The organism is Halogeometricum sp. S1BR25-6 (assembly GCF_031624495.1).
Classification (GTDB): domain Archaea; phylum Halobacteriota; class Halobacteria; order Halobacteriales; family Haloferacaceae; genus Halogeometricum; species Halogeometricum salsisoli.
In genome coordinates, this window is the sequence record NZ_JAMQOP010000004.1 from 159,096 (window position 1) to 182,834 (window position 23,739).

Consider the following 23,739-nt stretch of genomic DNA (forward strand, 5'->3'; position numbering starts at 1 on the left):
ACGACTCCAACCCCTCGAAGCGTTCGCTTGCGGTTCCGGAGTTACCGGACGTGTGACATTCCCCACGACGCCCTCGAAGCGGCCGAGCGGATGCGGGTAGACGCTGCGCTGCCCTCCGACCCGCCTTGAGGCCGGTCCGGATTCGTATCCGTTTCCGTCCGCCCTACCCGGACGACTCGTGTCGGTACTGGTGGTATCTTTTCTTCACTGCTCGATTCCCCGCCCGAATGCTACAATCATTACAGAGTTAGTTCCGTTATAGTATGGTTGGTCGGCCTTCCTCCTCAGTTGACCAGGAGGCGAGCGACGAACGGCGTCCGATACTGTCGGAAACTGCTGAGCGGTTCTGCCTCATTCGCTGATTATCCCGTTGGATAGACTAGTATAGTTCTACATCCGGTTCTTCTATTCTATTCATGTATAAATTAAGAGTAAATATGCCACTTACACACTCATATATGGTTCCTACCTTCGTAAGTGACTTAGAATCGCTGCTATTAGGGATTAGATAGCTCTACTACACCATAACTCGGCCGAATCTGCTCATCGAATTCCGGTACATCCGACTCACTACTTCGCTCTCACAACCGCCGGTCAGCGGTCGACCCACTTTCGAACCGAAGCATATTGTACGCTCCCCGTGACCGTGCCGTATGTACGTCATTCGCAACGCGACGCTGCGCACGGCGACGGACCGGGGGACGGTGCAGGGGGACTTGCTCGTCGAGGACGGAAAGATAGCCGCCGTCGGCGACGTCGATGCGCCCGGCGAGGCGACCGAGTTGGACGTCGACGGCACGCCGGTCACCCCTGGCCTCGTCGACGCGCACAGTCACGCCGGAATGGCCGAGTGGGGCGAACCCGAGGACGGCGACTACAACGAGGGGACCGACCCGGTCACGCCGCACGTCAACGCCCTCGACGGCTTCCACCCGCGCGACGAGGAACTGAAGTACGCTTTCCAGAACGGCGTCACCAGCGTCTCCGCGCGGATGGGGTCCGGAAACGTTGTCGGCGGTGTCATCTGCTCGATGAAGACCTACGGCGATATCGCCGACCGAATGCTCATCCGCGAGGACGGGATGAAAGCCGCGATGGGCGAGAATCCGAAGCGTTTCCACGGCGAACGCAAGGACCGTCAGCCCTCGACCCGACCGGGCGTCGCGGCGACGCTCAGACAGGCGCTGATGAACGCCGAGGACTACGTCGAAAAGCGGGCGAACGCCGCGGAGAACGAGGAGACGTTCGACCGCGACTTGGGTCTGGAGAACCTCGCGCGCGTCGTAGAGGGCGAGTTACCCCTGCGCGTTCACGCTCACCGCGCCGACGATATCGTGACCGTCTTCCGCATCGCCGAGGAGTTCGGTATCGACGACCTGTCTATCGAACACGCGACGGAAGGGCACCTCGTCGCTGAGGAGTTCGCCGAACGCGGCGTGCCCGCCGTCTGCGGCCCGTCGCTGTACTCCGGCGCGAAGTACGAACTCCGGAACATCACGTTCGAGACGCCGGGTATCCTCCACGAGGCGGGCGTGAAGGTGGCCGTTCAGACCGACGCGCCGGTGGTCCCCCAGCGACACCTCGACGTCTGCGTCGGCCTCGCCGTCCGCGAGGGCTTGCCCGAAGCGGCCGCCCTCGACGTCGTCACGCGCAACCCCGCGGAGATTCTGGGCATCGAGGACCGCGTCGGTACCCTCGAAGAAGGAACCGATGCGGACATCGTCGTCTGGGACGGCCCGTTCTATCAGTTCGACACGAGCGCCCAGCACGTCTTCGTCGACGGCGAACACGTCTTCGACCGCGCCGAGGATAGCGTCGACCCGCGGGAGGAGTGGCAGTGGTGAACGGTCTTTAGACGCCTCACTCGACCAGTTCGAACGTCTCGACCGCGGTGACGTCGTCGGCCGCGTGGCCGACCTGCACCTCGAACTCGCCCGGTTCGGCCGCGTACGCTTCGTCGGCCGTCCAGAACTCGAGGTCGGCCGTCGTCAACTCGAAGGAGACGGTCGCCGATTCGCCGGCGTCGAGGTCGACGTTCTCGAAGCGGACCAACTCCCTGACCGGTCGTGCGCGGCTACCGACCACGTCTCTGAGATACACCTGCACGACTTCGGTTCCGGCCCGGTCGCCGACGTTCTCGACCGTCACGTCGACAGCGAGGCTCTCGCCGGCCGTAATCGCCGCCGCGCCGAGGGTCACGCCGGTGTACGCGAAGGCGGTGTAGCTCTCGCCGTGGCCGAAGGCGTACAGCGGGTCGTTCGGCACGTCGAGATACCGCGACGTGTACTTCTCGCCGGGATTCGCCGGCGGCCTCGTCAGGTCCGCGTCGGCGTCCTCGGCCGGCCGTCCGGTTCGCAGACGGTTGTAGTAGACGGGTATCTGCCCCTCGGTGACGGGGAAACTCATCGGGAGCCGACCCGAGGGGTCGTGTTCGCCGAGGAGTACGTCGACGATAGCCGGACCCGCCTCGACGCCGGGGAACCAGGCTTCGAGAATTGCGGGGACGTGCTCCGCCTCCCAGTCTATCGCCAACGGCCGACCGTTGAACAGAACGGCGGCCACGGGCGTTCCTGTCCCGACGAGGGCTTCGAGCAGTGCACGCTGGTCGCCGGGCAGGTCGAGGTGCGCACGACTCGCCGCCTCGCCGCTCTGGTCGTAGCGCTCGCCGACGGCGACGACGGCGACGTCCGCGGCGGCGACCGCCTTGACCGCCGCCTCCAGTTGCTCGTCACCGACGGAGCCGTCCCGGTCACAGCCTTCGGCGTACGTCAGGTTCTCGACGCGGTCCGTGAGCGTCGTCTTGAGCGTCGTCACGTCCGCCGGGTCGCCGACGGCGTGCCAGGCACCCAGCATGTCCGTTGCGCTGTCCGCGAGTCCGCCGACGAGCGCGACGTCCCCGCCGTCGTTCAGCGGCAACAGGTCGTCCTCGTTCTTCAACAGGACCTGGGACTCGCCGGCGACTTCGCGGGCGGCCTCGCGGTGGTCGTCGGTGAGGGTTCGCCGGGAGCGACGCTCCTCGTCGAAGTACCGGTAGGGGTCCTCGAACAGACCCAGAACGGCTTTGACGGTCAGTAGGCGCCGGACGGCCCGGTCGACGAGCGACTCCTCGACGACGCCGTCTTCGACCAGTTCGACCAGTTCGGTCGCGTAGGCGCCGCTGACCATGTCGACGTCGGAACCGGCCTCGATACACGCTCGCGCCGCGTCGCGCAGGTCTCCGGCGACCCCGTGCTCGACGAGTTCGCCGAACGAGTCCCAGTCGGACACGACGAGTCCCTCGAAGTCGAGTTCGTCGCGCAGGAGGCCCGCCACGAGCGTCTCGTTGCTGCTGGCTGGGATGCGTTCGTGGAGGTTGAAAGCGTTCATCACGCTGCCGACGCCCGCCTCCAGACAGGCCTCGAACGGCGGGAGGTGTACCTCGCGGAGGGCCGTCTCGGAGACGTCGACCGTGTTGTACTCGCGGCCAGCCTCGACGGCGCCGTAGCCGACGAAGTGTTTCGCGCACGCGAGGATGGTGTCGTCCGCGGCGAGGTCGTCGCCTTGGAACCCCCGGACGCGCGCCTTCGAGAATTCTCCGGCGAGGTAGGGGTCCTCACCCGCCGCCTCCATGACGCGGCCCCAGCGCGCGTCGCGACTGACGTCGACCGACGGCGCGAACGTCCACTGGACTCCGCTGGCCGCGGCCTCGGTCGCGGCGACGCGCGCCGATAGTTCCGCCATCTCCGGGTTCCACGAGGCCGCCTCGCCGAGCGGAATCGGGAAGATCGTCCGGTGGCCGTGGATGACGTCCAGCGCCAGCACGAGCGGAATCCCGTGGTCGGACTCCTCGACCGCGAGTTCCTGAAACCGGCGCGCCTCTTCGAGGTCGGTGAAGTTGAGAACCGACCCGATGTCGCCGTCCAGAATCCCCCGCTCGACGTCCATGTCTCCGACGGCGGTCCCGGTCGAGAAGTCGGCGTTCAGCTGGTTCAGCTGCCCCACTTTCTGTTCGAGCGTCAGCTCCGAGAGCAGCGTCTCGACGCGTTCTTCGACCTCGGCTCGCCGCTCGGGCGAGACCCGGTCGAGCAACGACTGCGTCCGCGTTTCCATGTTCGATAGGTGCTCTACGCCGTCATAAACCATCGGCTCCGACGAACCCCCCACGCTTCACCCCGGGAACGCCGCGGCCACGGCGGGCCAGTAGACGGCCCACGATACGGCGACGACGACCAGCGAGTACGTCATCGTCACGAGGCCGAACGCCAGCACGTCGAACCCGTCGAGCGGCCCCTCCTCCATCGACACTAACACCGCGGTCGTGTTGAACGGGAAGACGGTCGTCGACCCGACGACGAGGACGACGGCGAGCGCGAGGAACAGCCGGTTCAGCCCGATTTCGCCGCCGATTCGGAGCGCCACCGGGAGGACGACGAGCATCGCTGCCGACCCCGTCGAGAAGAGGACGCGGACGCAGACGGCCACCCCGAGGAGCACGGCCGCGCCCTGCCAGTGAGGCATCGCGTGGAAGGGGACCGCACCCGTCGCCGCCTCGACGATGGTGCGAAGCGCCCCGGTCGCCTCCATCCGGTCGAGGATGGAGAACATCGCCCCGACGACGAAGAGGATGCCCCAACTCACGTCGGCGGCGTCCGCGGCCGTCAGAATCTCGATACCGGGGAGGGCGAGAACCGCGACGGCCAAGGCCGCGGGGACGATGGCCGGGAGGCCGGTGACGGAGCCGAGAAGCCACAGACAGACCGCGCCGGCCATCGTCGCCGCGACGATTCGTTGGTCGCGGGTGAGCGCGCCGACCGTTCCGCCCGACGTGCCCCCGTCCGCCTCGACGCTCTCTTGGACCGACGCGTCCACCGCTGCGCCGCCGTAGAGGAGGCCCGCCGTCGCCGCAGAGAGCGCGTACAACGCGGCTACGGGCGGTATCATGAGCGCGGCCCACTCCAGCCACGTGACGCTCCGCGACCCCGAGCGGACGATTTCGGCCGTCACCAGCGCCATCCCCCCGCCGGTCATGAGCGCCAGCGAGGCGACGGGGTTGACGTGTCCGAGCACGAGAAAGGAGGAGCGCTCGAAGCCGCCGCCCGGGTCGAGGTCGTAGGCGTCCCGGACCCGCCTGACCACCGGGACGAACGTGACGGCGCGCGCCACCGCCGACGGCATGAGGAACGCCAGCGCGAACAGGTTCGCCGCGAGTGACCGGAACGGCCGCGCGGCACCCTCCCCGGACGAGCGCAGTCGGGATGCGAACCAGCGGTCGAGGTCCACCTCGTCGATGGCCGTGCCGAGGAGGAACACGAGCAGGAGGAAGAACACGAGCGAGGAGGCGAACCCGGAGGCCGCGACGGCGAACGACGGGGCGACGCCGAAAACGACGAGCAGCACGACGGCGAGCGTCCCGGAGACGACGTACGGCACGGCCTCCGTGAGCCACAGCACCAGCGCGAAGCCGAATACCGCCATCACGTCCTGTGCGTTCGGCGCGAACGCCGACGGCTCCGCCAGCGCGCCCCACGCGAGGACGGCGACGGCGGCGGCGATTCCGAGCGCGTCCGCTCTGGCGAGGGCCGGTTCGTCGTCGGCGTGAGCGTCGTCGGGCATCTATGAAGCGCGCGTGGGTTGGGAGGGAGTTCGAGCGGGGTCCATCTCGGTCGGTTCAGTCGTCCGCGGAGGTGTTCGAGGCCGACGCGCCGGCGGGGGCGTCCCCCGTTCGGTCCTCCTCGTCGACGGGGAAGTAACACGCCGCGGCGTGGTCGCCGTCCGCGTCGGCGGCCTCCGAGAGAGGCGGTTCGGCCGCGCGGCACTCCTCGGTCGCCTTCGGGCACCGGGGGGCGAACGTACAGCCCTCGGGCAGGTCGACCGGGTCCGGCGGTTCGCCGTCCAGGAGGACGCGTTCGCGGTCCTGCGAGGGGTCTTTCTCCGGTGCGGCCGAGAGCAGCGCCTCGGTGTACGGGTGTTTCGGCCCGGAGACGACGCGTTCGGTGTCGCCCAGTTCGATGATGCGGCCGAGGTACATGACGGCGAGTCGGTCCGACACCTGCGAGAGGCTGGCGAGGTCGTGTGAGATGTAGACGATGCCGATGTCGTCCTCGTCGGCCAGGTCGCGGAGCAGGTTGAGGAGGTTGACCTTCAGCGAGACGTCCAGCATCGACGCCGGTTCGTCGCAGACGAGGAAGTCCGGGTCGAGCACGAGGGCGCGGGCGATGGCGACGCGCTGTCGCTGCCCGCCGGAGAGTTCGTGCGGGTAGTCGTCGAGGAACTCTTCGGCGGGCGTCAGCCCGACGCGTTCGAGCGTCTCGGTCGCCTTCTCGGTCTGTCGGCCCTCCGCGAGGTTGTGAATCTTCAGCGGTTCGGTCACGAGTTGCCGGACCGTCTGCCGCGGGTTCAGCGAGTCGAAGGGGTCCTGGAAGATGATCTGCGCCTTCCGCCTGAACTCCTTCATCCCGCCGCGCTGGTACTCCTCGACGCTCTTCCCGTCGAACTCGACGTCGCCGCCGGTCGGCTCTTCGAGCATGGCGACGGTCTCGCCGAGCGTCGACTTCCCGCACCCGCTCTCGCCCGCGACGCCGAGAATCTCCGAGCGGTGCAACGAGAACGACACGCCGTCGACAGCCTTCACCTGCGGCGCCTCCGCGCCGCGGAGTTGGTCGAACAGCGACTGACTCGTCGAGTACCACTTCTCCAAGTCGTCGACGCGGAGAATCTCCTCGCTCCGTCCGTCGGCGACCGACTCCTCGGCGGGGTCGACGCCCCAGGTCTCGGGGTCGGTCGCCTCCCGCCGCATCCGCGCGGCCCGGTCGACGTGGTGACAGGCCGACCGGTGGTTGCGGTTCGGGAGGTCGACCAGCGGGGGTTCCGAGTCGGTGCACTCCTCGGTCTCGAACGGGCAGCGGTCGGCGAACACGCACTCGGTCGGCGGCGCGTCGAGGCTCGGCGGCGACCCCGGAATCGCCACCGGGTCCTCCGAGAGCCGTTCGACCTCGGGGAAGGAGTTCTTCAGCCCCATCGTGTAGGGATTCGTCGGGTTGACGAGCACGTTGTCGACGCTGCCCTGCTCCATCACCGTCCCGCCGTAGAGGATGGAGAGGTCGTCGCAGGTCTCCGCGATGACGCCGATTTCGTGCGTGATGAGGAGCAGCGAGCTGTCGATGCGCTCCTGTATCTCCAGTATCGTGTCCACAATCTTGTCCTGCACCACCACGTCCAGTCCCGTCGTCGGCTCGTCGGCGACGATGAGGTCCGGTTCCAGCGCCAGCGCCATCGCGATGGTGACCCGCTGGCGCATCCCGCCGGAGAACTCGTGGGGATACTGCTCGGTCCGGTCGGGGTCGAGCCCGACCATCTCGAACAGTTCGCGCACCCGGTCGCGCGCATTCGCCTCGGAGACGTTCCGGTGTTTCTGTATCGCCTGCCGAATCTGCGCGCCGCAGGTCATCACGGGGTCCAGCGAGTCCATCGCGCTCTGCGGGATGTACGCGATCTCTTCCCAGAGCACGTCCCGGCGCTCCTCATCGGACATCGAGAGCAGGTCCTGCCCTTTGAACGTGACCGACCCGCCGTCGACCCGGCCGTTGTTCGGCAGCAGTCCGAGGAGCGCCTCCGCGGCTGTGGACTTCCCGGACCCGCTCTCGCCGGCGAGGCCGTAGTTCACGCCCTCGCGTATCTCGAACGACACGCCGTTGACCGCGTGCACGCGGCCGTCGTCCGAACCGTACGTCACCGTCAGGTCTTCGACTTCGAGTAGGCTCATTGTGATTGCTCGCTGATTTCGGGGTTGATGACTTCCTCGTAGGCGCGACCGATGAGGAACACCGACGTCGTGACCGCGGCGATGCCGACGGCGGGCGGAATCACCCACCACCAGGCGACGCGGATGCTGCCGGAGGCGAACACCTGCCGGAGCATCCGGCCCCAACTCGTCGTCGTCGGGTCGCCGAAGCCGAGGAACGCGAGGCTCGCCTGCGCGGCGATGGACCACGCGACGCCGTACGCCGTGTACAGGAACGCGATGGGGAGGACGTTCGGCGCGACGTGGACGAACATCGTCCGCAGGTGGCCCGCGCCGCTGGCCTTCGCCGACCGCACGAACGTCCGCTCGGAGACCGACAGCACCTCAGAGCGAATGACCCGCGCGGGCATCTTCCAGAGGAACGCCGCGACGATGGCCGTGATGACCCAGATGTTCGGCTGGACGAACGTCAACAGCAGCAGCGCCATCGGCATGAACGGCAGCGAGAACGTCAGGTCGGTCAGGCGCATCAGCACCTCGTCGACCGTCCCGCCGAAGTAGCCCGCGACGAGGCCGACGAGGAACCCGACGCCGCCCGTCGCCAGTCCGCCGAACAGGCCGACGATGAACGTCGGCCGCGCGCCGGCGAGGAACTGGCTGAACACGTCCTTCCCGTAGGCCGTCGTCCCGAAGGGGGCTGCGAGGGTCGGCGCGTTGAGGCGCGCGATGGTTCCTTGGCCGGTCTGGACGCTGTAGCGGATGGGGTCGTGCGGCGCGATGACTGGGCCGAACACCCCGAGGAACGCGAACGTCGCGATGACGGCGAAGCCGACGGCCGCGGGTGTGTCCCCGGCTATAAACCGGAGGTTCGACGCGACTCGGTCCACGCCGGAGCGAAGCCACGAACGCACGGGTTCGACGCTGTCGACGGACATCAGCTCCCACCTCCCGCGGTGACGGCGGGGTCGAAGTACGCCGACAGCACGTCGGCGACGAGGTTCATCACGATGACCGCCAGCGCCATCAGGAACACCGCCGCCTGCACGACGGGGAAGTCCTGCTGGGAGATGGACATCACGAGTTGGCGGCCGATGCCGGGCCACCCGAACACGACCTCTAAGAGGATGAGCCCCTGGAATATCATCCCCAGTCGGAGCGCGAAGTAGGTGAGGACGGGAAGCAGCGAGTTCCGCCCCGTCCGCAGCAGTTGCTCGGTCTCGGAGAGCCCCTTCGCCTTGTGAAGCTTCAGGAACTCGGAACCCTTCTGCTCGACGACGCCGTTGCGGGCGAGGAGGAGGAAGTCGCCGCTGTAGTACAGCACCGCCACCGTGAACGGGAGGAGATAGTGGTGCAGGAAGTCGACCGAGAGGTAGGTGTCGGCGAACCCGGTCGGACTGGCGGTTATCTCGCGCATGCCGAACGCGGGGACGAGGTCGAGCGTGTACGAGAACACGATGATGAACAGCAGCGCGGTGATGAACACCGGCGTCGACCGGAGGAACGTCGTCGTGACGATGCTGCCCGTCTCCAGCCACGACCCGCGCTTCCACCCGGCGTACATCCCGAGCAGCGTGCTCAGCACCGCCGTCGTCACGAGGGCGGGCACGAGCAGTATCAGCGTGTTGAACAGCTTCGGCCCGAGAATCTCCCAGACCGGCCGGGTCTGCCGGATGGAGTAGCCGAACTGGAACGTGAGCAGGTTCTGCAGGTAGATGAGGTACTGCTCGTGCAGGGGCTTGTTCAGTCCGTACAACGACAGAATCTCCGCGACCTGCTGCTCGGAGAGGTTCCCCGAGGCCACCAGTTGCGTGAACGGGCTTCCGGGAAGGAGCCGAAGGGTGAAGAAGATGATAGTCACGGCGACCAGGGTGAGCGCCGCCGCGATGCCGATGCGCTTGGCGAGGAATCGCTGGAACTGGCTCATCGCCCCACCTCCGTCTCCCTCGTCGGTTCGCCGGACGCCGAACGTCGCGGGGCGTCGCGGGGGTCGATGCGGTCGTCGCTCTCGGTTCTCGTCGTCATTGGTTTGAGCCTCCGTCTGAATCCGCGAAGTCGGGTTGGTCGAGTTCGGTTCGGCGGCGGTGGCAGTTGCCGTTCTGGACGCGTTCGACGAACGCCGCCCACGCGTCGCCGTTCGGGAAGCGCAGGTTGCCGTTCCCGTCCCACGTGTACCCTGCCCTGGCGAGGATTTCGCGGGCCGCCTCCGCGTCGTACGCGTAGTTCTTCGTCTCGGAGTTGGTCCAGATCGTCAGGTCGGAGATGAAGTTCTCGCCCGGGGGGACCGTCGCCCGTCCTTGGAGGACCTGTTTCACGAACCCCTCCTTGTCGACCGCCTTCGCGAGAGCGACGCGGAACTCCTTGTCGCGAATCAGCGGCGACGAGAACATGAGCTTCGTGTCCAAGGGGGCGAAGTTGTCCGCGACGCGTTTGTCGACGCCCGCGGTGTCGGCGGCGCGTTCGGCCTGCGTGTTCGACAGGCGGCCGGCGACGGCGTCTATCTTCTCGTTCTGCAGGCCGCCGATGAGCGCGTTGACGTTCCCGACGTTCACCCAGATGACCCGGTCGATGCCGGGGCCGCGCGCGGCGGCGTCGCCGAGGTGTTCGGCGCGCCAGTCGTCGTCCCACGTCCAGTGGTCGTCGTTGCGTTCGACGACGAACTTGCTGCTCTGCGACCACCTTCCGAACTCGAAGGGGCCGGTGCCGACGGGTTCGGTCGGACTGTACTGTGTAGGGTTCTCGACGTCCTCCCAGCGGTGCTTCGGGATGATGGCGCTGCGGACGACCCGCTGGGTCAGGAACGAGGCGTCCGGTCGGGAGAGGTTGAACCGCACCTCGTGGCTCCCCAGGCGCTCGACGGAGTCGATCGGGCCGTAGAACGGCGCCTGACTCACCGCCGAGTGCTCGTTGTAGAAGTCGACGGAGAACTTCACGTCCTCCGCGGTGAACGACTCGCCGTCGTGCCACGTCACGCCCTCGCGGAGCGTCATCTCCACCGTGGTGTCGTCGACGAACTCCGCCGACGTGGCGAGGGCGGGGACGACTTCGAGGTCCGGCGACGCGTCGAACAGGCCGTCGTAGATGTACGTGAGCCGTTTGGCCTCCGCCCCGCCCGCCGCCCACGGGAGGTTCAGCGAGTTCATCGAGACGGACGTTCCCTTCACGTAGGCGCGTTCGCCCGTCCGCGGTTGGAGGTTCACCTCCGACCACTGGAACGCGTCGCCCGTCGGCCCGTTGCCCGGCGTCATCACGTAGCCGTCCCACTTCCGCTCGTTGACGGCCGTGATGACGTCTGGAAACAGCGTGATGAGCGCGCCCACGTCCTCGGCGAAAATCGCCTGCGCCCGGTCGACCAGTTCCTTCCGTCGCTCTCGGTCGCCGGTCAGGCGGCGCTGCTCGTCGAGAATCTCGTTGAGCTTCGGGTGCCAGTAGTTGTCGTAGTTCGACGGGCTGGACTTGTACCGCCGCATCAACAGCGGGTTCGGGTCGAGTCCGCGCTGGGGGTCCGGCCCGTGCGTGCTCATCGAGATCGTGTTTTCCAACCCGCTCGTCGCCCAACTCTGCGCGTACAGTTGGTTGAGCGGTCGGTTGTCGAGTTCGGGTCTGACGCCGAGGTCGCGGAGCGACCGCTGGAACATGAACGCGTGTTCGCGCATCCAGGGGTCGTCCTCAGTCGAGAACTCGATGGTGACCGGGTCGAGGACCGCGCCGGCCCGCGCCGTGTACTCCATCGGCGGCGACTCCGCGTCGACGGTCGGCCAGTCGTGCCAGTACTTCGTCTCGACGGTCTCCGGCGCGCCCGCGGGGACGTCCGGGTCGAGGCTGACGGGACCGGACCCGCCGCCGACGCACCCGGACAGACCCGTCACGCCCGCAGCGCCGAGTCCCGCGGCGGCCTTCAGACACCGCCGCCGGGTCGTCCCCGATTCCGAGTTGGTTCGTCTGTCATCATCGCCCATGATGGTCGCAAACAACACCGATTATCGGGTAGGACTTCCCCCGAACCCCGGTGATGAGTATCACACATTAAGTGGGGGAGGACGAATGAAATCAGTGATATGGTAGGTAACCTAGAAAACAATCTCACCTAGTCGAGAATATAAGTTCGAACAGCGTGTGTTGCGCCGTGCGGATGCGCTCGCTGAACGTGGACTGCTGAATTTCGAGGGCGTCGGCCACCTCCTGCGCCGACGCCTCGCGCGGCACGGCGAAGTAGCCCATCGTGTACGCCGTCTCCAGGACGTCTATCTGGTGGTCGCTGAACTTCGAGACGAGGACGTCCGTGAGGCGTCCGCTGTCCAGCGGTTCGCCCGGCCGGTCCGTCTCGTTCACCTTCAGCAGGTCGAAGCGGCCGTACTTCTCCTCGACGTCGTCGGCCAACTCCCGGAAGTCGTCCCACTCGGCCACCGTCGCGATGACGCTGACCGTCCCCCTCTCGACCACGAGGCGGTTCGGTATCGCGTGCCGCCGCAGCACGGTTTCGAGGACGTACGGGTAGGGTTCGTTCGCGAAGACGACGGCCCGCGCGAGGTGCGTGCCCGCCGACCCCGAGGGGATGGACTGCGTGTAGAAGACGGAGACGCCCGGAACCTCCTCGAAGCGCGCTTCGAGGTCCACCTCCTCCGTCGAGGCGACGGTGAACGACTCCAACCACTCGCCGTCCTCGACGTAGAAGGCGTTGTCCACCTCGATGCTCCCCCCGTCGCCGACGAACGGCAGCAACTCGGCGACCACCCCCGTCGATTCCGTCTCGAACTCTATCGTGAGAATCGTCTCTCCCTCCACTCCTCGGGAGGGCGAACGCCGTGAAACGTGTGCTGGTTTCGCCGCGCGCCGCCGTCGTCGCCGAGAGCGCGACTCCCAGCCGTCTATTCCGCGTCGCTTTCTATTCGAAGGTTCTTCCACCCACAAAACCGAACTTCCGAAAGGGAAACCGGGTTGAATAAGGGACCCGTATCTAGAGGTAATGAGTCAGCGCAAGAGTCGAATCGACATGCAAGGGATGAGTTGTGCGAACTGTTCGCAGACGGTGTCCGGCGCCGTCGAGTCGCTGGACGGGGTGACGGAGGCGAACGTCAACTTCGCCACCGACGAGGGGACCGTCGAGTACGACCCCGACGTCGTCTCACTGGGCGACATCTACGCCGCCATCGAGGAGGCGGGCTACGACCCCGTCGCGGAGACGACGACCATCGGCATCACCGACATGTCGTGTGCGAACTGTTCGGAGACCGTACAGGGCGCCTTGGAACGAACGCCCGGCGTCGTCTCCGCGGACGTGAACTTCGCGACCGACGAGGCGCAGGTGACGTACAACCCCGCGGAGGCGACGCTGTCGGACCTCTACGACGCCATCGAGGAGTCGGGGTACGACCCCGTCCGCGAGGACGGCGACGACGGGGAGTCTTCGGAAGATAAACGCGACGCCGCCCGACAGGCCGAAATCCGAAAACAGCTCCGGCTGACGCTGTTCGGCGCGGCGCTCTCCGCGCCCCTCCTGTTCTTCCTCGTGGAGAAACTGCTCCTCGGCGGGAGCGTGCTCCCCGACGAGGTGTTCGGCGTCGAGTTCGGCTGGGTGGAGTTCGCTCTGGCCACGCCCGTTCAACTGGTCCTCGGGCGGCCGTTCTACCGCAACTCGTACAAGGCGCTCGTGAAGAACCGCACGGCGAACATGGACGTGCTCATCGCGCTGGGTTCCTCCACCGCGTACGTCTACTCCGTCGTGGTCCTCCTGGGACTGCTGGCGAGCGAGGGGCTGTACTTCGACACCGCGGCCCTCATCCTCGTGTTCATCACGCTCGGCAACTACCTCGAAGCCCGCTCGAAGGGGCAGGCCGGCGAGGCCCTCCGGACGCTGCTGGAGATGGAGGCGGACACGGCCACCGTCGTCGACGACGACGGGACCGAACGCGAGGTCCCCGTCGAGGATGTCGACGTCGGCGACAGGATGAAGGTCCGCCCCGGCGAGCAGATTCCGACCGACGGCGTCGTCGTCGACGGCCAGTCGGCGGTCGATGAGTCGATGGTCACCGGCGAGTCCGTCCCCGTCGAGAAGGGCGAGGGCGACGAAGTCGTCGGCTCGACGATAAACGAGAACGGCGTGCTCGTCGTCGAGGCGACGAAGGTCGGCAAGGACACCGCCCTCCAGCAGATCGTGCAGACGGTGAAGGAGGCGCAGTCGCGCCAGCCCGAGATTCAGAACCTCGCGGACCGCATCTCGGCGTACTTCGTCCCCGCGGTCATCCTGAACGCCCTGTTTTGGGGCGCCGTCTGGTACGTCTTCCCGCAGGCGCTCGCCGGGTTCGTCGGCTCGCTTCCGCTGTGGGGACTCGTCGGCGGCGGTCCCGCGGCGCTGTCGGCGTTCGAGTTCGCCGTCGTCGTGTTCGCCTCGGCGGTCCTCATCGCCTGTCCGTGCGCGCTCGGACTGGCGACGCCGGCGGCGACGATGGTCGGCACCACCATCGGCGCGCAGAACGGCGTGCTGTTCAAGGGCGGCGACGTGCTCGAACGCGCGAAGGACGTCGACACCGTCGTCTTCGACAAGACGGGCACCCTGACGAAGGGCGAGATGAGCCTCACCGACGTGGTCGCGTTCGGCGGCGACGGGAGCGCCGTCGCCGACGGCGGGGACCGAACGGACGCCGCGACGGACGGCGGTGCGGTCGCCGCGCCCGAACGCGGGGAGACGGATACGGACGACCGTGAGGACGAGAGCGACGACGAGAACGAAGTGCTCCGACTCGCCGCCGCGGCGGAGTCCGGCAGCGAACACCCCCTCGCTCGGGCCATCGTCGACGGCGCCGAGGAACGGGGCATCGACGTGCCGGACGCCGCCGACTTCGAGAACGTCCCCGGCCACGGCGTCCGCGCGACGGTCGAGGGCGACGAGATACTCGTCGGCAACCGGAAACTGCTCCGCGAGAACGACATCGACCCCTCGCCGGCGGCCGAGACGATGGAGCGACTGGAGAACGAGGGGAAGACGGCGATGCTCGTCGGGCGCGTGCGCGGTTCGGAGCGGAGCGAGAACCGCGACGCGAGCGGCAGGACGCCGCGAGCGGGCGAACTGCTCGGCGTCGTCGCCGACGCGGACACGGTCAAAGAGAGCGCGACGGAGGCCGTCGCGGCACTCCGCGACCGCGGAACCGAGGTCATGATGCTCACCGGCGACAACGAGCGCACGGCCCGCGCCGTCGCCGAGCAGGTGGGAATCGACCCCGAAAACGTCCGAGCCGGGGTGCTCCCCGAGGACAAATCCGACGCGGTCGAGGAGATTCAGACCGACGGCAGCAGGGCGATGATGGTCGGCGACGGCGTCAACGACGCGCCCGCCCTCGCGGTGGCCTACGTCGGCTGTGCCATCGGCAGCGGAACCGACGTGGCTATCGAGGCGGCCGACGTGACGCTGATGCGCGACGACCCCCTCGACGTGGTGAAGGCCGTCCGCATCTCGGAGGGGACGCTCCAGAAGATCAAACAGAACCTCTTCTGGGCGCTCGGCTACAACACGGCGATGATTCCGCTGGCCTCGCTCGGCCTGCTCCAACCCGTCCTCGCCGCGGGCGCGATGGCTATATCGTCGGTGTCGGTGCTCACGAACAGCCTGCTGTTCCGGCGGTACACGCCCGACCACGACTACCGACTGCTCGGGTTCCTCCGACGGTAGCCTCGTCGCTTCCGCCTCACGGCTCCGTCGCAATCGCGGCCCGCTTCGATACGCCTTGGTTGCATTCGTCGGCGCTAGATTCAGACGGCGGTGCTCCGTAGCTGTGATAGTTGCATGGATACGAACCGGGAACGAAGGCGCCCGGGACGCTCGTCGCGTACTTCTGTACTGTCCTTGCGGTCGTCTCGCTTCACACCTCGGCCCACAGCGGTTAACGAATCGGCAGCCTCGGCGAATCGAACTTACGATAGATAAGCGACCGAAGGGGGAAGGCCTGTTTCGAACGCCCGGTCGAACGAAACGACCCGCCCTGCCAGAAGCCAAAACAGGCTGCGAACGGAACGGTCGCCCATGACCGAGCTGGACGAGACGGACGTCGACATCCTGCGACTTCTCATGGAGGATGCCCGCCGGTCGTTCCGCGGCATCGCCGACGAGGTCGACCGCTCGCCGCCGACCGTCTCCACCCGCGTCGAACGGCTCCGCGAACTCGGCATCATTCAGCGCTTCACCCTCGAACTGGATCGCACGCTGCTGTCGGGCGCCGACGAGACCCTGGTCGTCGTCGAGTCGCACCCGGCGGACGCCGAGGAGGTGCTGTCCCGACTGGAGTCCGAAGAGGGCGTCGAGCACGTGTTCCGCACCGTCGAGTCGCGCGTCGTCGCCAAGATGATGCGCTCCCCCTCGGAGATACACGCGCTGCTCCGAACGGCGCTCGAAGGACTGGAGCTCAGGGACTACCGGGTCGAGTCCGTGCTCGAATCCTCCTGGCAGCCCCAACTGGAAGCGGGCGACTTCGACGTGCAGTGTTCGGTCTGCGGGAACGTCGTCTCCGGGGAGGGCGAGACGGTGGAAGTCGAGTCGGGAGACCTCTACCACGTCTGCTGTGCGTCGTGCGCGGAGAAGATTAGCGACCAGTACGAGTCGCTCGCCGAGTCGGCCGACGGGTGAGGTTCCCGCCTCGAACTCTCATCGAAGTAGCGAACGATCGTCTCGGCGCGCTGTCTTTTTCGTTCTCGCCACGTTCGTCCCGAACAGGCGTCCGTTCGAAACCGAATCGTCCCCGACGGAGCGGTTTGTTCGGGCGACTCGGCGCGTCGGCGACGTCGTCGTCTCTCGTATCGGGAACAACCGTCCGGAAACTCCGTGAGCGACGCGTTCGACGTTGCGAACGGAAGTTAACGATCCTAGCCACAAGCGAAGAAAAGGTGCCGCCCGATGTACTAGGTGCGATGTCCCTTTCAGAGACCGTCTCCGAGATCGACCACCTGAGCGAGGAACAGCGCGAATGTATCCAGAACTGCACGCGGGCCACCGAGGTCTGCGAGTGGTGCGCCGACGAGTGTCTCGGCAGCGAGGAGATGGAGCAGTGCGCCCGCCTCTGCCGCGACGTGGCCGACATCGCGTCGCTCCACGCGCGACTGATGGCCCGCGACTCCGACTACAGCGGTCACCTCGCCGAGGCGTGTGCGGACGCCTGCGAGGACTGCGCCGACGAGTGTGAGAGCCACGACTCCGACCACTGCCAGCAGTGCGCGGAGGTCCTCCGCGACTGCGCCGAGACGTGCCGGAGCATGGCCTAAACCGCCGGCGTACTGCTCTCGACGTCGACGTCCCACACCGATTTTTCTTCGCGTCCGTCCGACCCGTTCCGTCGACCGCCCGCACTCGATAGTATATAAACCACCCCGGATATCTGCGGTGCAGACTGGTTGTGGTTCCCCGCATCCAATATCGTATGAGTCAGTCGACGATGGCCCCGATGGGTGTCCGCCGCCACGAACGCAGCGACGAGAGCCGTACGGTCTCGGACGTCTCCGAAGTCGAGAGTCTCTTCGACGTGCTCGACGACGCCGACTGCCGTGCCATCCTCCGGGCGACCAGCGAAGAGGCTCTGTCCGCGGGCGAACTCTCCGAGGAGTGCGACATCCCCCTGTCGACGACCTACCGGAAAGTGGAGTCGCTCACCGAGGCCGGCCTCCTCGAGGAGAGCCTCCGCCTCTGCCGGTCGGGTAAGCACACCAGCCAGTACCGCCGCCGCGTCGACGACATCGTGGTGTCGATGGACGCCGCGGGCGACTTCTCGCTGTCGGTCACCCGCCGCGAACGCGCCGAGCGGTCGACCCACTCGTCGGTGGCGGGCGGGCGGTGACCCCTTCGGGACGTCCGCGTCCGCGCCCTCGATGTAAATGTACCAGGATATCAGCGGGGAACCGCCGTCGGTTCCGGGAGCCAAACCGCCTATATGGGAGAGTGTGAAACAGCGGCCATGAGCGAGTTCGTCTTCACCTGCCCGGAGTGCGGTCAGCGAATCGAGGTCAACGCCCCGATGCGGGAGGCGACGCTGACGCACGGATGCCCCGTCTGCGGGGCGTCGGTCGACTCGCAGCATTTCGCTTCTTGTTAATGGTTGTCGGTGCTACGATTCCCTCCTCCGGAGTCCATCGGAAAAACAGCCGCTCAGAACGGCGTCCGTATTTAGCACCGTTGGTAGAGGGAAGAAGACTATTAATGAACCTACTTGAACAGGAGAGCACCCTCAAAGATGCCGACCTCAATTTCAACTGACCGATCCAGCCCGGCAGTGTATCTTGCCATAGCACTCATCTTCGCTGCTGGTGCACTCTCGCTCGCTTGGCTGCAAGTAGAGAACGTGATCAATCCTGCAGCGTCACAGATCGTCAATCTGGGTATTGGAGCCGTCCTCCTCATCGGTATTTTACGAGCGGTGGAGCTGTACGTCGGACGACAAAAGTGACATCCAGTCGATTGACGAACCGCGTTATCACGGCGCTGTATAGTACTCTGTTTGAATGCCAAGCACGGCTCCGACCTCCGTCTCGAAGAAGAACCCGTGCCGTTAGCCAGTTAGCAGCCTCGTTCTCCCGGTCTTCGACCGCTTTCGTCACTCGACCGCGTCTCGGTCTATCTCCGTTCGTCGCCCGCTCAGTTCGTTCGGGTCGAGCGTGTACAGTTGGATGTTGAGGTCCTCCTTCGACTGTCCCCATATCTCGAACAGCGGTCGCTTCGCGCTCCCGTACTGCTCGATGTGCTCGACGGTCAGTTCCGCGGGCGATATCTCCTCGAGGGTGCCGGTGCCGACGACGCTCCGGTACGTCGACGTCGGGTTCGACTCGCTCTCCTCGTAGATGACGATGCGCGCCCGCGGCGACGACGAGAGGAACCGCCGTTTCTCGCTCTCGGGCGTCGAGACGAGTCGCACGAAGAACGTCCGGGCGTCGGCGTCGTATCCGTAGGAGATAGGGATGGCGTAGGGGTCGTCCGACCGGGCGAGCGAGAGAACGCCCGTCTCGTGACGACCGAGGAATTCGTCGATCTCCGAGTCCGACATCTCGGTTTCCTGGGCGAGTGACATTGCGTACTGGTGCGACGAGACCGCTCGACTTAAATTCTCCACCGTGCGGGCGCGGCGACCGGACCGCCGTTGCTGGGCGGCATCGGACCGCTACGCACTCCCCTCCAGGACGTCCTCCAGAATCTTCCGCTGCGCGGTGACGAGGTGCTCGGTGAACGTCGACTGGGAGATACCGAGTTCCGCGGCTATCTCGGTGGCGTTGGCCCCCTTCGGTCGCTCGAAGTACCCCATCCGGTACGCCGTCTCCAACACCTCGCGCTGTCTGTCGGTGAGTTTCCCCCGGTTGACGAACACCCGTTCTTCGGGCGGCCCCTCCAGCGGCGGTTGGAGGAGACGCTGGACGTCCACGTCCTCGAACCGTTCGCCGAGTTCACCCATCACCGTCTGCAACTGCCCGAAGTCCGCCGCGTGGAAGACGAGCGTCAGGTCGCCGTCGTCGGCGACGTAGCGGTGGACCGGACAGCCGAACCGGCCGAGGCACTCGCAGGGACAGGTCGCGTCGTCCTCGTGGGCGGTCCGAAACACCGTCGCCGTCCCGTAGGAGAAGACGGCGTCCTCCTCGTCGTCGTCTCCCGGAACCAGGAACTCGGTGACGCTCCCCCTCTCTCCGGGCAACGAGACGCTCGTAGACGTCTGGTCGATGGCTCCCCCCGCGGACTCGGAACGCCGAGCGATGGGACACCCATTCGGATCGGTGAACTTCACTGTCGCTCGTATTCCGGACGCCATCTTAATTCAAGCAGGGAATCTCGGCCTTCAGGCCGGGAGGAAATGCGACATGGTGCTGACCAACCGCTACTCGCTGGTCGGGCCGGAATTCAACTCTCGTTGTGCGTGGAGCAGCATCCCCTTCCACGTTAGCCCGTGGCGCTTTTTCGTCTCTTTCAGGCTCTCGTACTGGCATTCGTCCTCAAAATCTACCTTGACGTACTTCATGTCTGGTGTTACACCAGAGTTATGTTTATGTGTGGCGGTCGGCTATCCAATACTGTGTCCGAGATGGTGACGAAGACGCTACAGGCCACGCTCGCAACGCCCACTACGGGTAAGGAGCAGCGCCTCCAGCGACTCTTGGACACCTACCGAACCGCACTCCACGACGCCTTCGACAACCGGGCGGATACAATGTCTGCGGTCAACGACGTTGTGACGCCCTACGACCTGCCGTACCAAGCCAAAGACGCGCTAAATCCTACGTCCCGAAACTCCGCTCGACGTACAACGCCGAGGAGTTAGACGACGAGCATCCGCTTCGACTCGTCAATCGGGCCGCGAGGTTCGATTACTCCGACGACCGCGAACACGGATTTGTGTGGCAGGCCCCGCAGCCCGGACGCGGGACGAACTTCTGGATTCCGCTCCGTATCAACCCGGAGCAGGAATCGTTGTGGTTCGACCTACTCTCCGAAGACGCGAAAGCGGGCGAACTTCGGTTACAGCAACACCGCACGTCGTGGGAGTTGCACGTCACCGTCGAATACTCGGTCGAAGCACCGACTGAATCGGACAATCCGACGTACATCGGTTTCGACGTAGGCGAGAGCGCGTTGATAACGGGCTGTGCCCTCAAACGCGACGTACTACGGAAACCGATGCTCATCAGCGGCAGTCGGGCGCGACACCTCCGCAAAGAGATGTTCACCACACTCCGCCGGCTACAATCACGAGACGCCGCCGAGTGGCGCGTAGACGAACGATTCGACCACTACCAGAACGCTCTCACGGATATTGTCGAGAAAGCGTCTCGGCAAGCCGTCGAATACGCTGATTCCTTCGAGAACCCCGTTATCGTTCTCGAAGACCTGTCGTATATCCGCGAACGGTTGGACTACGGTAAGTTCATGAATCGGCGGCTTCATGCATGGGCGTTCGCCCAGCTACAGGGTCGAATTGAGGACAAAGCGACCGAGGCAGAGATTTGCGTTGAGTACGTCAACGCGGCGTACACCTCCCAAACCTGCCACGCTTGCGGTCGTCTCGGTCGTCGGAGTCAGCAAGCGGAGTTTGCGTGTCCGCACGGCGACTGCCACGTCTCGGAGTTCCAAGCGGATATTAACGCAGCGGCGAACATCGCCGGTCGCGCTAACCCGTGGGGAGAGAGCCTGCCTTGGAAACCGGCAGGCGATGACTCACTACAGGACGGGAGCGGTCGTGACACCGCCACAGCCCACCGGAAGACGAGCGAGACACCCTCGCAGATGACGCTCTCGGCGTTTTCGGACTGAAACCTGCCTAACGGATTTCCCCCGTGTGGGAAGCCCCGCCGTAAACGGCGGGGAGGATGTCACGTGTCGTACGCACCGTCCGCGCGGCGCACCTTCATGCTAGCGGTGGCCACCGCCGTCCACAGGGAACCGAGTCGCAGTCGGAATACGACTCTGACTGACGACCCGAAATACAATATGGATGAATTGAAATTCAATATATCTAACTAAACAGACATACCGATTCAGGTTCCGAATGGGGAGAGCTTAATGCGGTAATAACACGTTTTAGAGCCCCTCTGCGTCTCGTCTGAACGTTCGGCGCCATACCATTCTGTTTCGAGAACTGTCTCGTTCACACAACATTTATATGGGCTGTCATTGATGGTTCGGTCGTGAATTCGAACCCTCATTGGTCCTCCACCGTGCTCGCGTTCGCGTTCGTCTTCGTCCTCTGTTCCGTTTCGGTCGGAACGGCGGCCGCGGGCGGCGCGGCGGGCGACGTCGGGCCGACGCCCACCGCGACCGACGCCGCGACCGAGACGCCGCAGGCGAACCGAACGACCGAGACGAACTCGACGCCGACGTCGACTCCGCCGCCCGGTACGGTGACGGCCACCGAGACGACGACCGAGTCCCCGCCGCCCGCCGACGCGACGGTGTTCGTCGTCTCCGACCTCGACGCCCCCGAGAGCCTCCGCGCCGGTGACGACGTCGCGGTGAACGCGACGGTGACGAACCGCGCGTCGGCGAACGGCACCGAGACGCTCCGGTACTCTCTCGGTGGAACCACCATCGCCTCGCGGACGATGACCCTCGCCGCGGGCGAGTCGGCGACCGTCGAGTTCGCCGTCCCGTTCTCCGACGTCGAATCGGCGCTCGGTTCGACGGTCTCGGGCACGTACGTCCACGGCGTCCGAAACGAGTCGGGCGCCGGAGCGGCCGCGCGCCTCCGCGTCACCCCCGACGTCGACCTCTCCGTCGAACGCTTCGACGCGCCGACCGAAATCTCCCATAACGAGTCCTATATCGTCCTCGCGACAGTCCGGAACCCCGGCGACGTCACTATCACCCGGAACGTCGACTACGCGTTCGCCGGCGAACCCGTCGTCGAACGGGCCGTCACCGTCGCCGCGGGCGACGACCGACAGGTCGCCTTCGAGATGACGCTCGCCGACGCGGCGTCAGTCGTCGGACCCGTCGAGAACGAGACGACGTACGACCACGGCGTCCGAACCGGCGACTCGCGCGCCGGCGGCGCCGTCCGCGTCGTCCGCGGGCCGAGCGCCGACGCCTCGGCCCTCGCCGTCGAGTCCTTCGAGGCGCCCGACGACGTGCGCCCCGGCGACGACTACCGCGTCAACCTCACCGTTCGGAACGTCGACACCGCCGACTTCGAGGGGCAACTCGGCTACCGCGTCGACGGCGCCGTCGTCGCCACCGACTGGACGCACGTCCCCATCGGCGAGCGACGGACCGTCAGTTTCCGCGTGACCTACGACGACGTGGCCGACGCGGCGGTCCCGCTCTCCTCGCCGAACGTCGAACACGGCGTGTACGTCGGCAGCGACGCCGTCGAAACCCGTCCGGTGACGGTTCACGTACCGCCCGAACCCGAGACGGCGACGCCGGAGCCACCGACGTTCACCGCCGACGAACCGCTCGGCGCGCCGACGGCGACGCCCGCCGACGCCCCGGACGACGCGGACGCCGATACCGAGTGCCAGCGCGGCTTCTTCACCGCCTGCGGCGGTACCGCCCTGAGCGAGACGTCGCTCACGCTGGTCGGCATCTTCCTCTCCGGGCTGGGAATCGTCTTCCAACTCTCACAGGGGCGCCGATGACCCGCGGACTCCCCGCGGCGTGGAGCGCGCTGTTCGGCGCGCCGTTCCTCGCGCTCGGCGCGTACGTCTACGCGTTCCAGTCGCAGTACCCGCTGGTGGCGAACCAACCGACTGCACCGCCGCTCGCCGGCGTTCCGTTGGCGCTCTTTGGTTTATTCGTCGTCGCGCTCGGTATCTACGTGCAGTTCGCCAGCACGCCCGACGACCCGACGATGCGGGAGAACGAGTTCGTCGTCGACGACCGCGACCCCGCCCAGCGGAGCGCGCTACTGCAGACGTTCCTCTCCGTCCCGTTCCTCGCGGCCGGATTGGACCTGCTGTACTTCACCGACTACCCGCTGGTGTACCCGACGCTCGCCCTCGCTGCGGGGCTGTACCTGTTCTCGACGGGCATCCACCGCTACTGGCGGAACACGCTCACGACCTACGTGGTCACGAACCGCCGGGTGCTGCAGGAGTACCGGTTCGTCTCCCTCTCGCGGACCGAGGTTCCCTTAGAGAAAGTCCGCGCCGTTGAGGAGCGCCAGTCCGTCGTCGACACGCTGTTCGGTCTCGGCAACATCCACGTCCGAGCGGGCGCGAGCGGAAACCTGAGCGTGACGGTTCGCTCCGTCTACGACTCCGCCGAGTTCGCCGACGAGATACGCGACGAGATGGACCACACGGTCAACGGCGCCGACCGCGGAGAGGACCGACTCGACGGCGCGTTCGTTGAAGCGACGCCGGTCGATTCGAGTTCGGAGAACGCCGTGCTCGACGCGGACGGAGCCGGAGCCGGAACCGGAACCGTCGAACCACTGTCGACGGCCGACGCCGACGGCGCGTTCCCCGACCCCGAACCGTGGAGCGACGGCGGCACGGTCGAGTCGGGTCCTGTGAGGGACGACGCGGTGGACGGTTTCGGCGAGACGACTCGCGACGACTCGCCGTAG

19 protein-coding genes and 1 pseudogene are annotated in these 23,739 nt (G+C 66.2%); 10 read left to right on the forward strand and 10 right to left on the reverse strand.

All coding sequences use genetic code 11. From position 1 onward, the window contains the following. The first annotated feature begins 653 nt into the window (after positions 1-653). Positions 654-1,844: an amidohydrolase family protein gene (locus NDI76_RS18085; protein WP_310925562.1), complete on the forward strand. Its 1,191-nt coding sequence runs from the start codon at positions 654-656 to the stop codon at positions 1,842-1,844. Between the two features lie 16 nt (positions 1,845-1,860). Here the strand turns inward: NDI76_RS18085 and NDI76_RS18090 are convergent, their stop codons facing one another. The 7 genes from NDI76_RS18090 to NDI76_RS18120 form a co-directional block, all read right to left on the reverse strand. Further along, complete coding sequence (locus NDI76_RS18090) at positions 1,861-4,089, reverse strand: glycoside hydrolase family 3 N-terminal domain-containing protein (RefSeq protein ID WP_310925563.1); 2,229 nt, start codon at positions 4,087-4,089, stop codon at positions 1,861-1,863. 57 nt (positions 4,090-4,146) lie between these two features. Further along, positions 4,147-5,592, reverse strand: a complete 1,446-nt coding sequence (locus NDI76_RS18095; RefSeq protein ID WP_310925564.1) for an SLC13 family permease — start codon at positions 5,590-5,592, stop codon at positions 4,147-4,149. Between the two features lie 55 nt (positions 5,593-5,647). After that, complete coding sequence (locus NDI76_RS18100) at positions 5,648-7,741, reverse strand: ABC transporter ATP-binding protein (protein ID WP_310925565.1); 2,094 nt, start codon at positions 7,739-7,741, stop codon at positions 5,648-5,650. Beyond that, entirely contained in the window at positions 7,738-8,655 is a 918-nt protein-coding gene (locus NDI76_RS18105) for an ABC transporter permease (RefSeq protein WP_310925566.1), read from the reverse strand. Before NDI76_RS18105 ends, NDI76_RS18100 begins: the two co-directional genes overlap by 4 nt. Beyond that, positions 8,655-9,644, reverse strand: a complete 990-nt coding sequence (locus NDI76_RS18110) for an ABC transporter permease (RefSeq protein ID WP_310925567.1) — start codon at positions 9,642-9,644, stop codon at positions 8,655-8,657. Before NDI76_RS18110 ends, NDI76_RS18105 begins: the two co-directional genes overlap by 1 nt. Before the next feature lie 94 nt (positions 9,645-9,738). After that, entirely contained in the window at positions 9,739-11,676 is a 1,938-nt protein-coding gene (locus NDI76_RS18115; protein WP_310925568.1) for an ABC transporter substrate-binding protein, read from the reverse strand. Positions 11,677-11,800: 124 nt separating this feature from the next. Beyond that, a complete protein-coding gene (locus tag NDI76_RS18120) occupies positions 11,801-12,451 on the reverse strand; it encodes a helix-turn-helix domain-containing protein (protein WP_425498387.1) in 651 nt (216 codons plus the stop codon). 232 nt (positions 12,452-12,683) lie between these two features. Here NDI76_RS18120 and NDI76_RS18125 point away from each other — a divergent pair, with 232 nt between their 5' ends. From NDI76_RS18125 to NDI76_RS18150, 6 genes are all read left to right on the forward strand, one after another. Then, positions 12,684-15,383 carry a heavy metal translocating P-type ATPase gene (locus NDI76_RS18125; RefSeq protein WP_310925570.1) on the forward strand — a complete coding sequence of 900 codons (2,700 nt, stop codon included), beginning with the start codon at positions 12,684-12,686 and terminating at the stop codon, positions 15,381-15,383. Between the two features lie 351 nt (positions 15,384-15,734). Beyond that, positions 15,735-16,334: an Lrp/AsnC family transcriptional regulator gene (locus NDI76_RS18130; RefSeq protein WP_310925571.1), complete on the forward strand. Its 600-nt coding sequence runs from the start codon at positions 15,735-15,737 to the stop codon at positions 16,332-16,334. Between the two features lie 281 nt (positions 16,335-16,615). Continuing rightward, the gene (locus tag NDI76_RS18135) at positions 16,616-16,966 is read left to right on the forward strand and encodes a four-helix bundle copper-binding protein (protein ID WP_310925572.1); all 351 of its coding nucleotides are present in this window, start codon (positions 16,616-16,618) and stop codon (positions 16,964-16,966) included. Positions 16,967-17,121: 155 nt separating this feature from the next. Beyond that, positions 17,122-17,535, forward strand: a complete 414-nt coding sequence (locus NDI76_RS18140) for a helix-turn-helix domain-containing protein (RefSeq protein WP_310925573.1) — start codon at positions 17,122-17,124, stop codon at positions 17,533-17,535. 117 nt (positions 17,536-17,652) lie between these two features. Continuing rightward, positions 17,653-17,790, forward strand: a complete 138-nt coding sequence (locus NDI76_RS18145; RefSeq protein ID WP_310925574.1) for a DUF7560 family zinc ribbon protein — start codon at positions 17,653-17,655, stop codon at positions 17,788-17,790. A gap of 138 nt (positions 17,791-17,928) precedes the next feature. Beyond that, entirely contained in the window at positions 17,929-18,141 is a 213-nt protein-coding gene (locus tag NDI76_RS18150; protein WP_310925575.1) for a hypothetical protein, read from the forward strand. 147 nt (positions 18,142-18,288) lie between these two features. Here the strand turns inward: NDI76_RS18150 and NDI76_RS18155 are convergent, their stop codons facing one another. The 3 genes from NDI76_RS18155 to NDI76_RS18165 form a co-directional block, all read right to left on the reverse strand. Next, entirely contained in the window at positions 18,289-18,759 is a 471-nt protein-coding gene (locus tag NDI76_RS18155; protein WP_310925576.1) for a pyridoxamine 5'-phosphate oxidase family protein, read from the reverse strand. A gap of 90 nt (positions 18,760-18,849) precedes the next feature. Beyond that, on the reverse strand, positions 18,850-19,488 hold the full coding sequence (locus NDI76_RS18160) for a helix-turn-helix domain-containing protein (protein WP_310925577.1): 639 nt from the start codon (positions 19,486-19,488) through the stop codon (positions 18,850-18,852). A gap of 66 nt (positions 19,489-19,554) precedes the next feature. Further along, the gene (locus NDI76_RS18165; RefSeq protein WP_310925578.1) at positions 19,555-19,695 is read right to left on the reverse strand and encodes a hypothetical protein; all 141 of its coding nucleotides are present in this window, start codon (positions 19,693-19,695) and stop codon (positions 19,555-19,557) included. Between the two features lie 54 nt (positions 19,696-19,749). Between NDI76_RS18165 and NDI76_RS18170 the strand changes: the two are divergent. The 3 genes and pseudogenes from NDI76_RS18170 to NDI76_RS18180 all read left to right on the forward strand — a co-directional run bounded on the left by NDI76_RS18170 (position 19,750) and on the right by NDI76_RS18180 (position 23,739). Beyond that, positions 19,750-20,984 (forward strand): annotated as a pseudogene (locus tag NDI76_RS18170) (RNA-guided endonuclease TnpB family protein). Between the two features lie 374 nt (positions 20,985-21,358). Next, the gene (locus tag NDI76_RS18175) at positions 21,359-22,807 is read left to right on the forward strand and encodes a hypothetical protein (RefSeq protein WP_310925579.1); all 1,449 of its coding nucleotides are present in this window, start codon (positions 21,359-21,361) and stop codon (positions 22,805-22,807) included. Next, the gene (locus NDI76_RS18180; RefSeq protein ID WP_310925580.1) at positions 22,804-23,739 is read left to right on the forward strand and encodes a PH domain-containing protein; all 936 of its coding nucleotides are present in this window, start codon (positions 22,804-22,806) and stop codon (positions 23,737-23,739) included. The genes NDI76_RS18175 and NDI76_RS18180 overlap by 4 nt, the downstream gene beginning before the upstream one ends.

Excerpts from the sequence above, each read along its gene's own strand:
- NDI76_RS18115 (WP_310925568.1), bottom strand. The coding sequence starts at position 11,676 with ATGGGCGATGATGACAGACGAACCAACTCGGAATCGGGGACGACCCGG.
- NDI76_RS18100 (WP_310925565.1), bottom strand. The coding sequence starts at position 7,741 with ATGAGCCTACTCGAAGTCGAAGACCTGACGGTGACGTACGGTTCGGAC.
- NDI76_RS18160 (WP_310925577.1), bottom strand. The coding sequence starts at position 19,488 with ATGGCGTCCGGAATACGAGCGACAGTGAAGTTCACCGATCCGAATGGG.
- NDI76_RS18165 (WP_310925578.1), bottom strand. The coding sequence starts at position 19,695 with ATGAAGTACGTCAAGGTAGATTTTGAGGACGAATGCCAGTACGAGAGC.
- NDI76_RS18150 (WP_310925575.1), top strand. The coding sequence starts at position 17,929 with ATGCCGACCTCAATTTCAACTGACCGATCCAGCCCGGCAGTGTATCTT.
- NDI76_RS18105 (WP_310925566.1), bottom strand. The coding sequence starts at position 8,655 with ATGTCCGTCGACAGCGTCGAACCCGTGCGTTCGTGGCTTCGCTCCGGC.
- NDI76_RS18140 (WP_310925573.1), top strand. The coding sequence starts at position 17,122 with ATGAGTCAGTCGACGATGGCCCCGATGGGTGTCCGCCGCCACGAACGC.
- NDI76_RS18085 (WP_310925562.1), top strand. The coding sequence starts at position 654 with ATGTACGTCATTCGCAACGCGACGCTGCGCACGGCGACGGACCGGGGG.
- NDI76_RS18090 (WP_310925563.1), bottom strand. The coding sequence starts at position 4,089 with ATGGAAACGCGGACGCAGTCGTTGCTCGACCGGGTCTCGCCCGAGCGG.
- NDI76_RS18130 (WP_310925571.1), top strand. The coding sequence starts at position 15,735 with ATGACCGAGCTGGACGAGACGGACGTCGACATCCTGCGACTTCTCATG.
- NDI76_RS18180 (WP_310925580.1), top strand. The coding sequence starts at position 22,804 with ATGACCCGCGGACTCCCCGCGGCGTGGAGCGCGCTGTTCGGCGCGCCG.
- NDI76_RS18145 (WP_310925574.1), top strand. The coding sequence starts at position 17,653 with ATGAGCGAGTTCGTCTTCACCTGCCCGGAGTGCGGTCAGCGAATCGAG.
- NDI76_RS18095 (WP_310925564.1), bottom strand. The coding sequence starts at position 5,592 with ATGCCCGACGACGCTCACGCCGACGACGAACCGGCCCTCGCCAGAGCG.
- NDI76_RS18135 (WP_310925572.1), top strand. The coding sequence starts at position 16,616 with ATGTCCCTTTCAGAGACCGTCTCCGAGATCGACCACCTGAGCGAGGAA.
- NDI76_RS18110 (WP_310925567.1), bottom strand. The coding sequence starts at position 9,644 with ATGAGCCAGTTCCAGCGATTCCTCGCCAAGCGCATCGGCATCGCGGCG.
- NDI76_RS18155 (WP_310925576.1), bottom strand. The coding sequence starts at position 18,759 with ATGTCACTCGCCCAGGAAACCGAGATGTCGGACTCGGAGATCGACGAA.
- NDI76_RS18125 (WP_310925570.1), top strand. The coding sequence starts at position 12,684 with ATGAGTCAGCGCAAGAGTCGAATCGACATGCAAGGGATGAGTTGTGCG.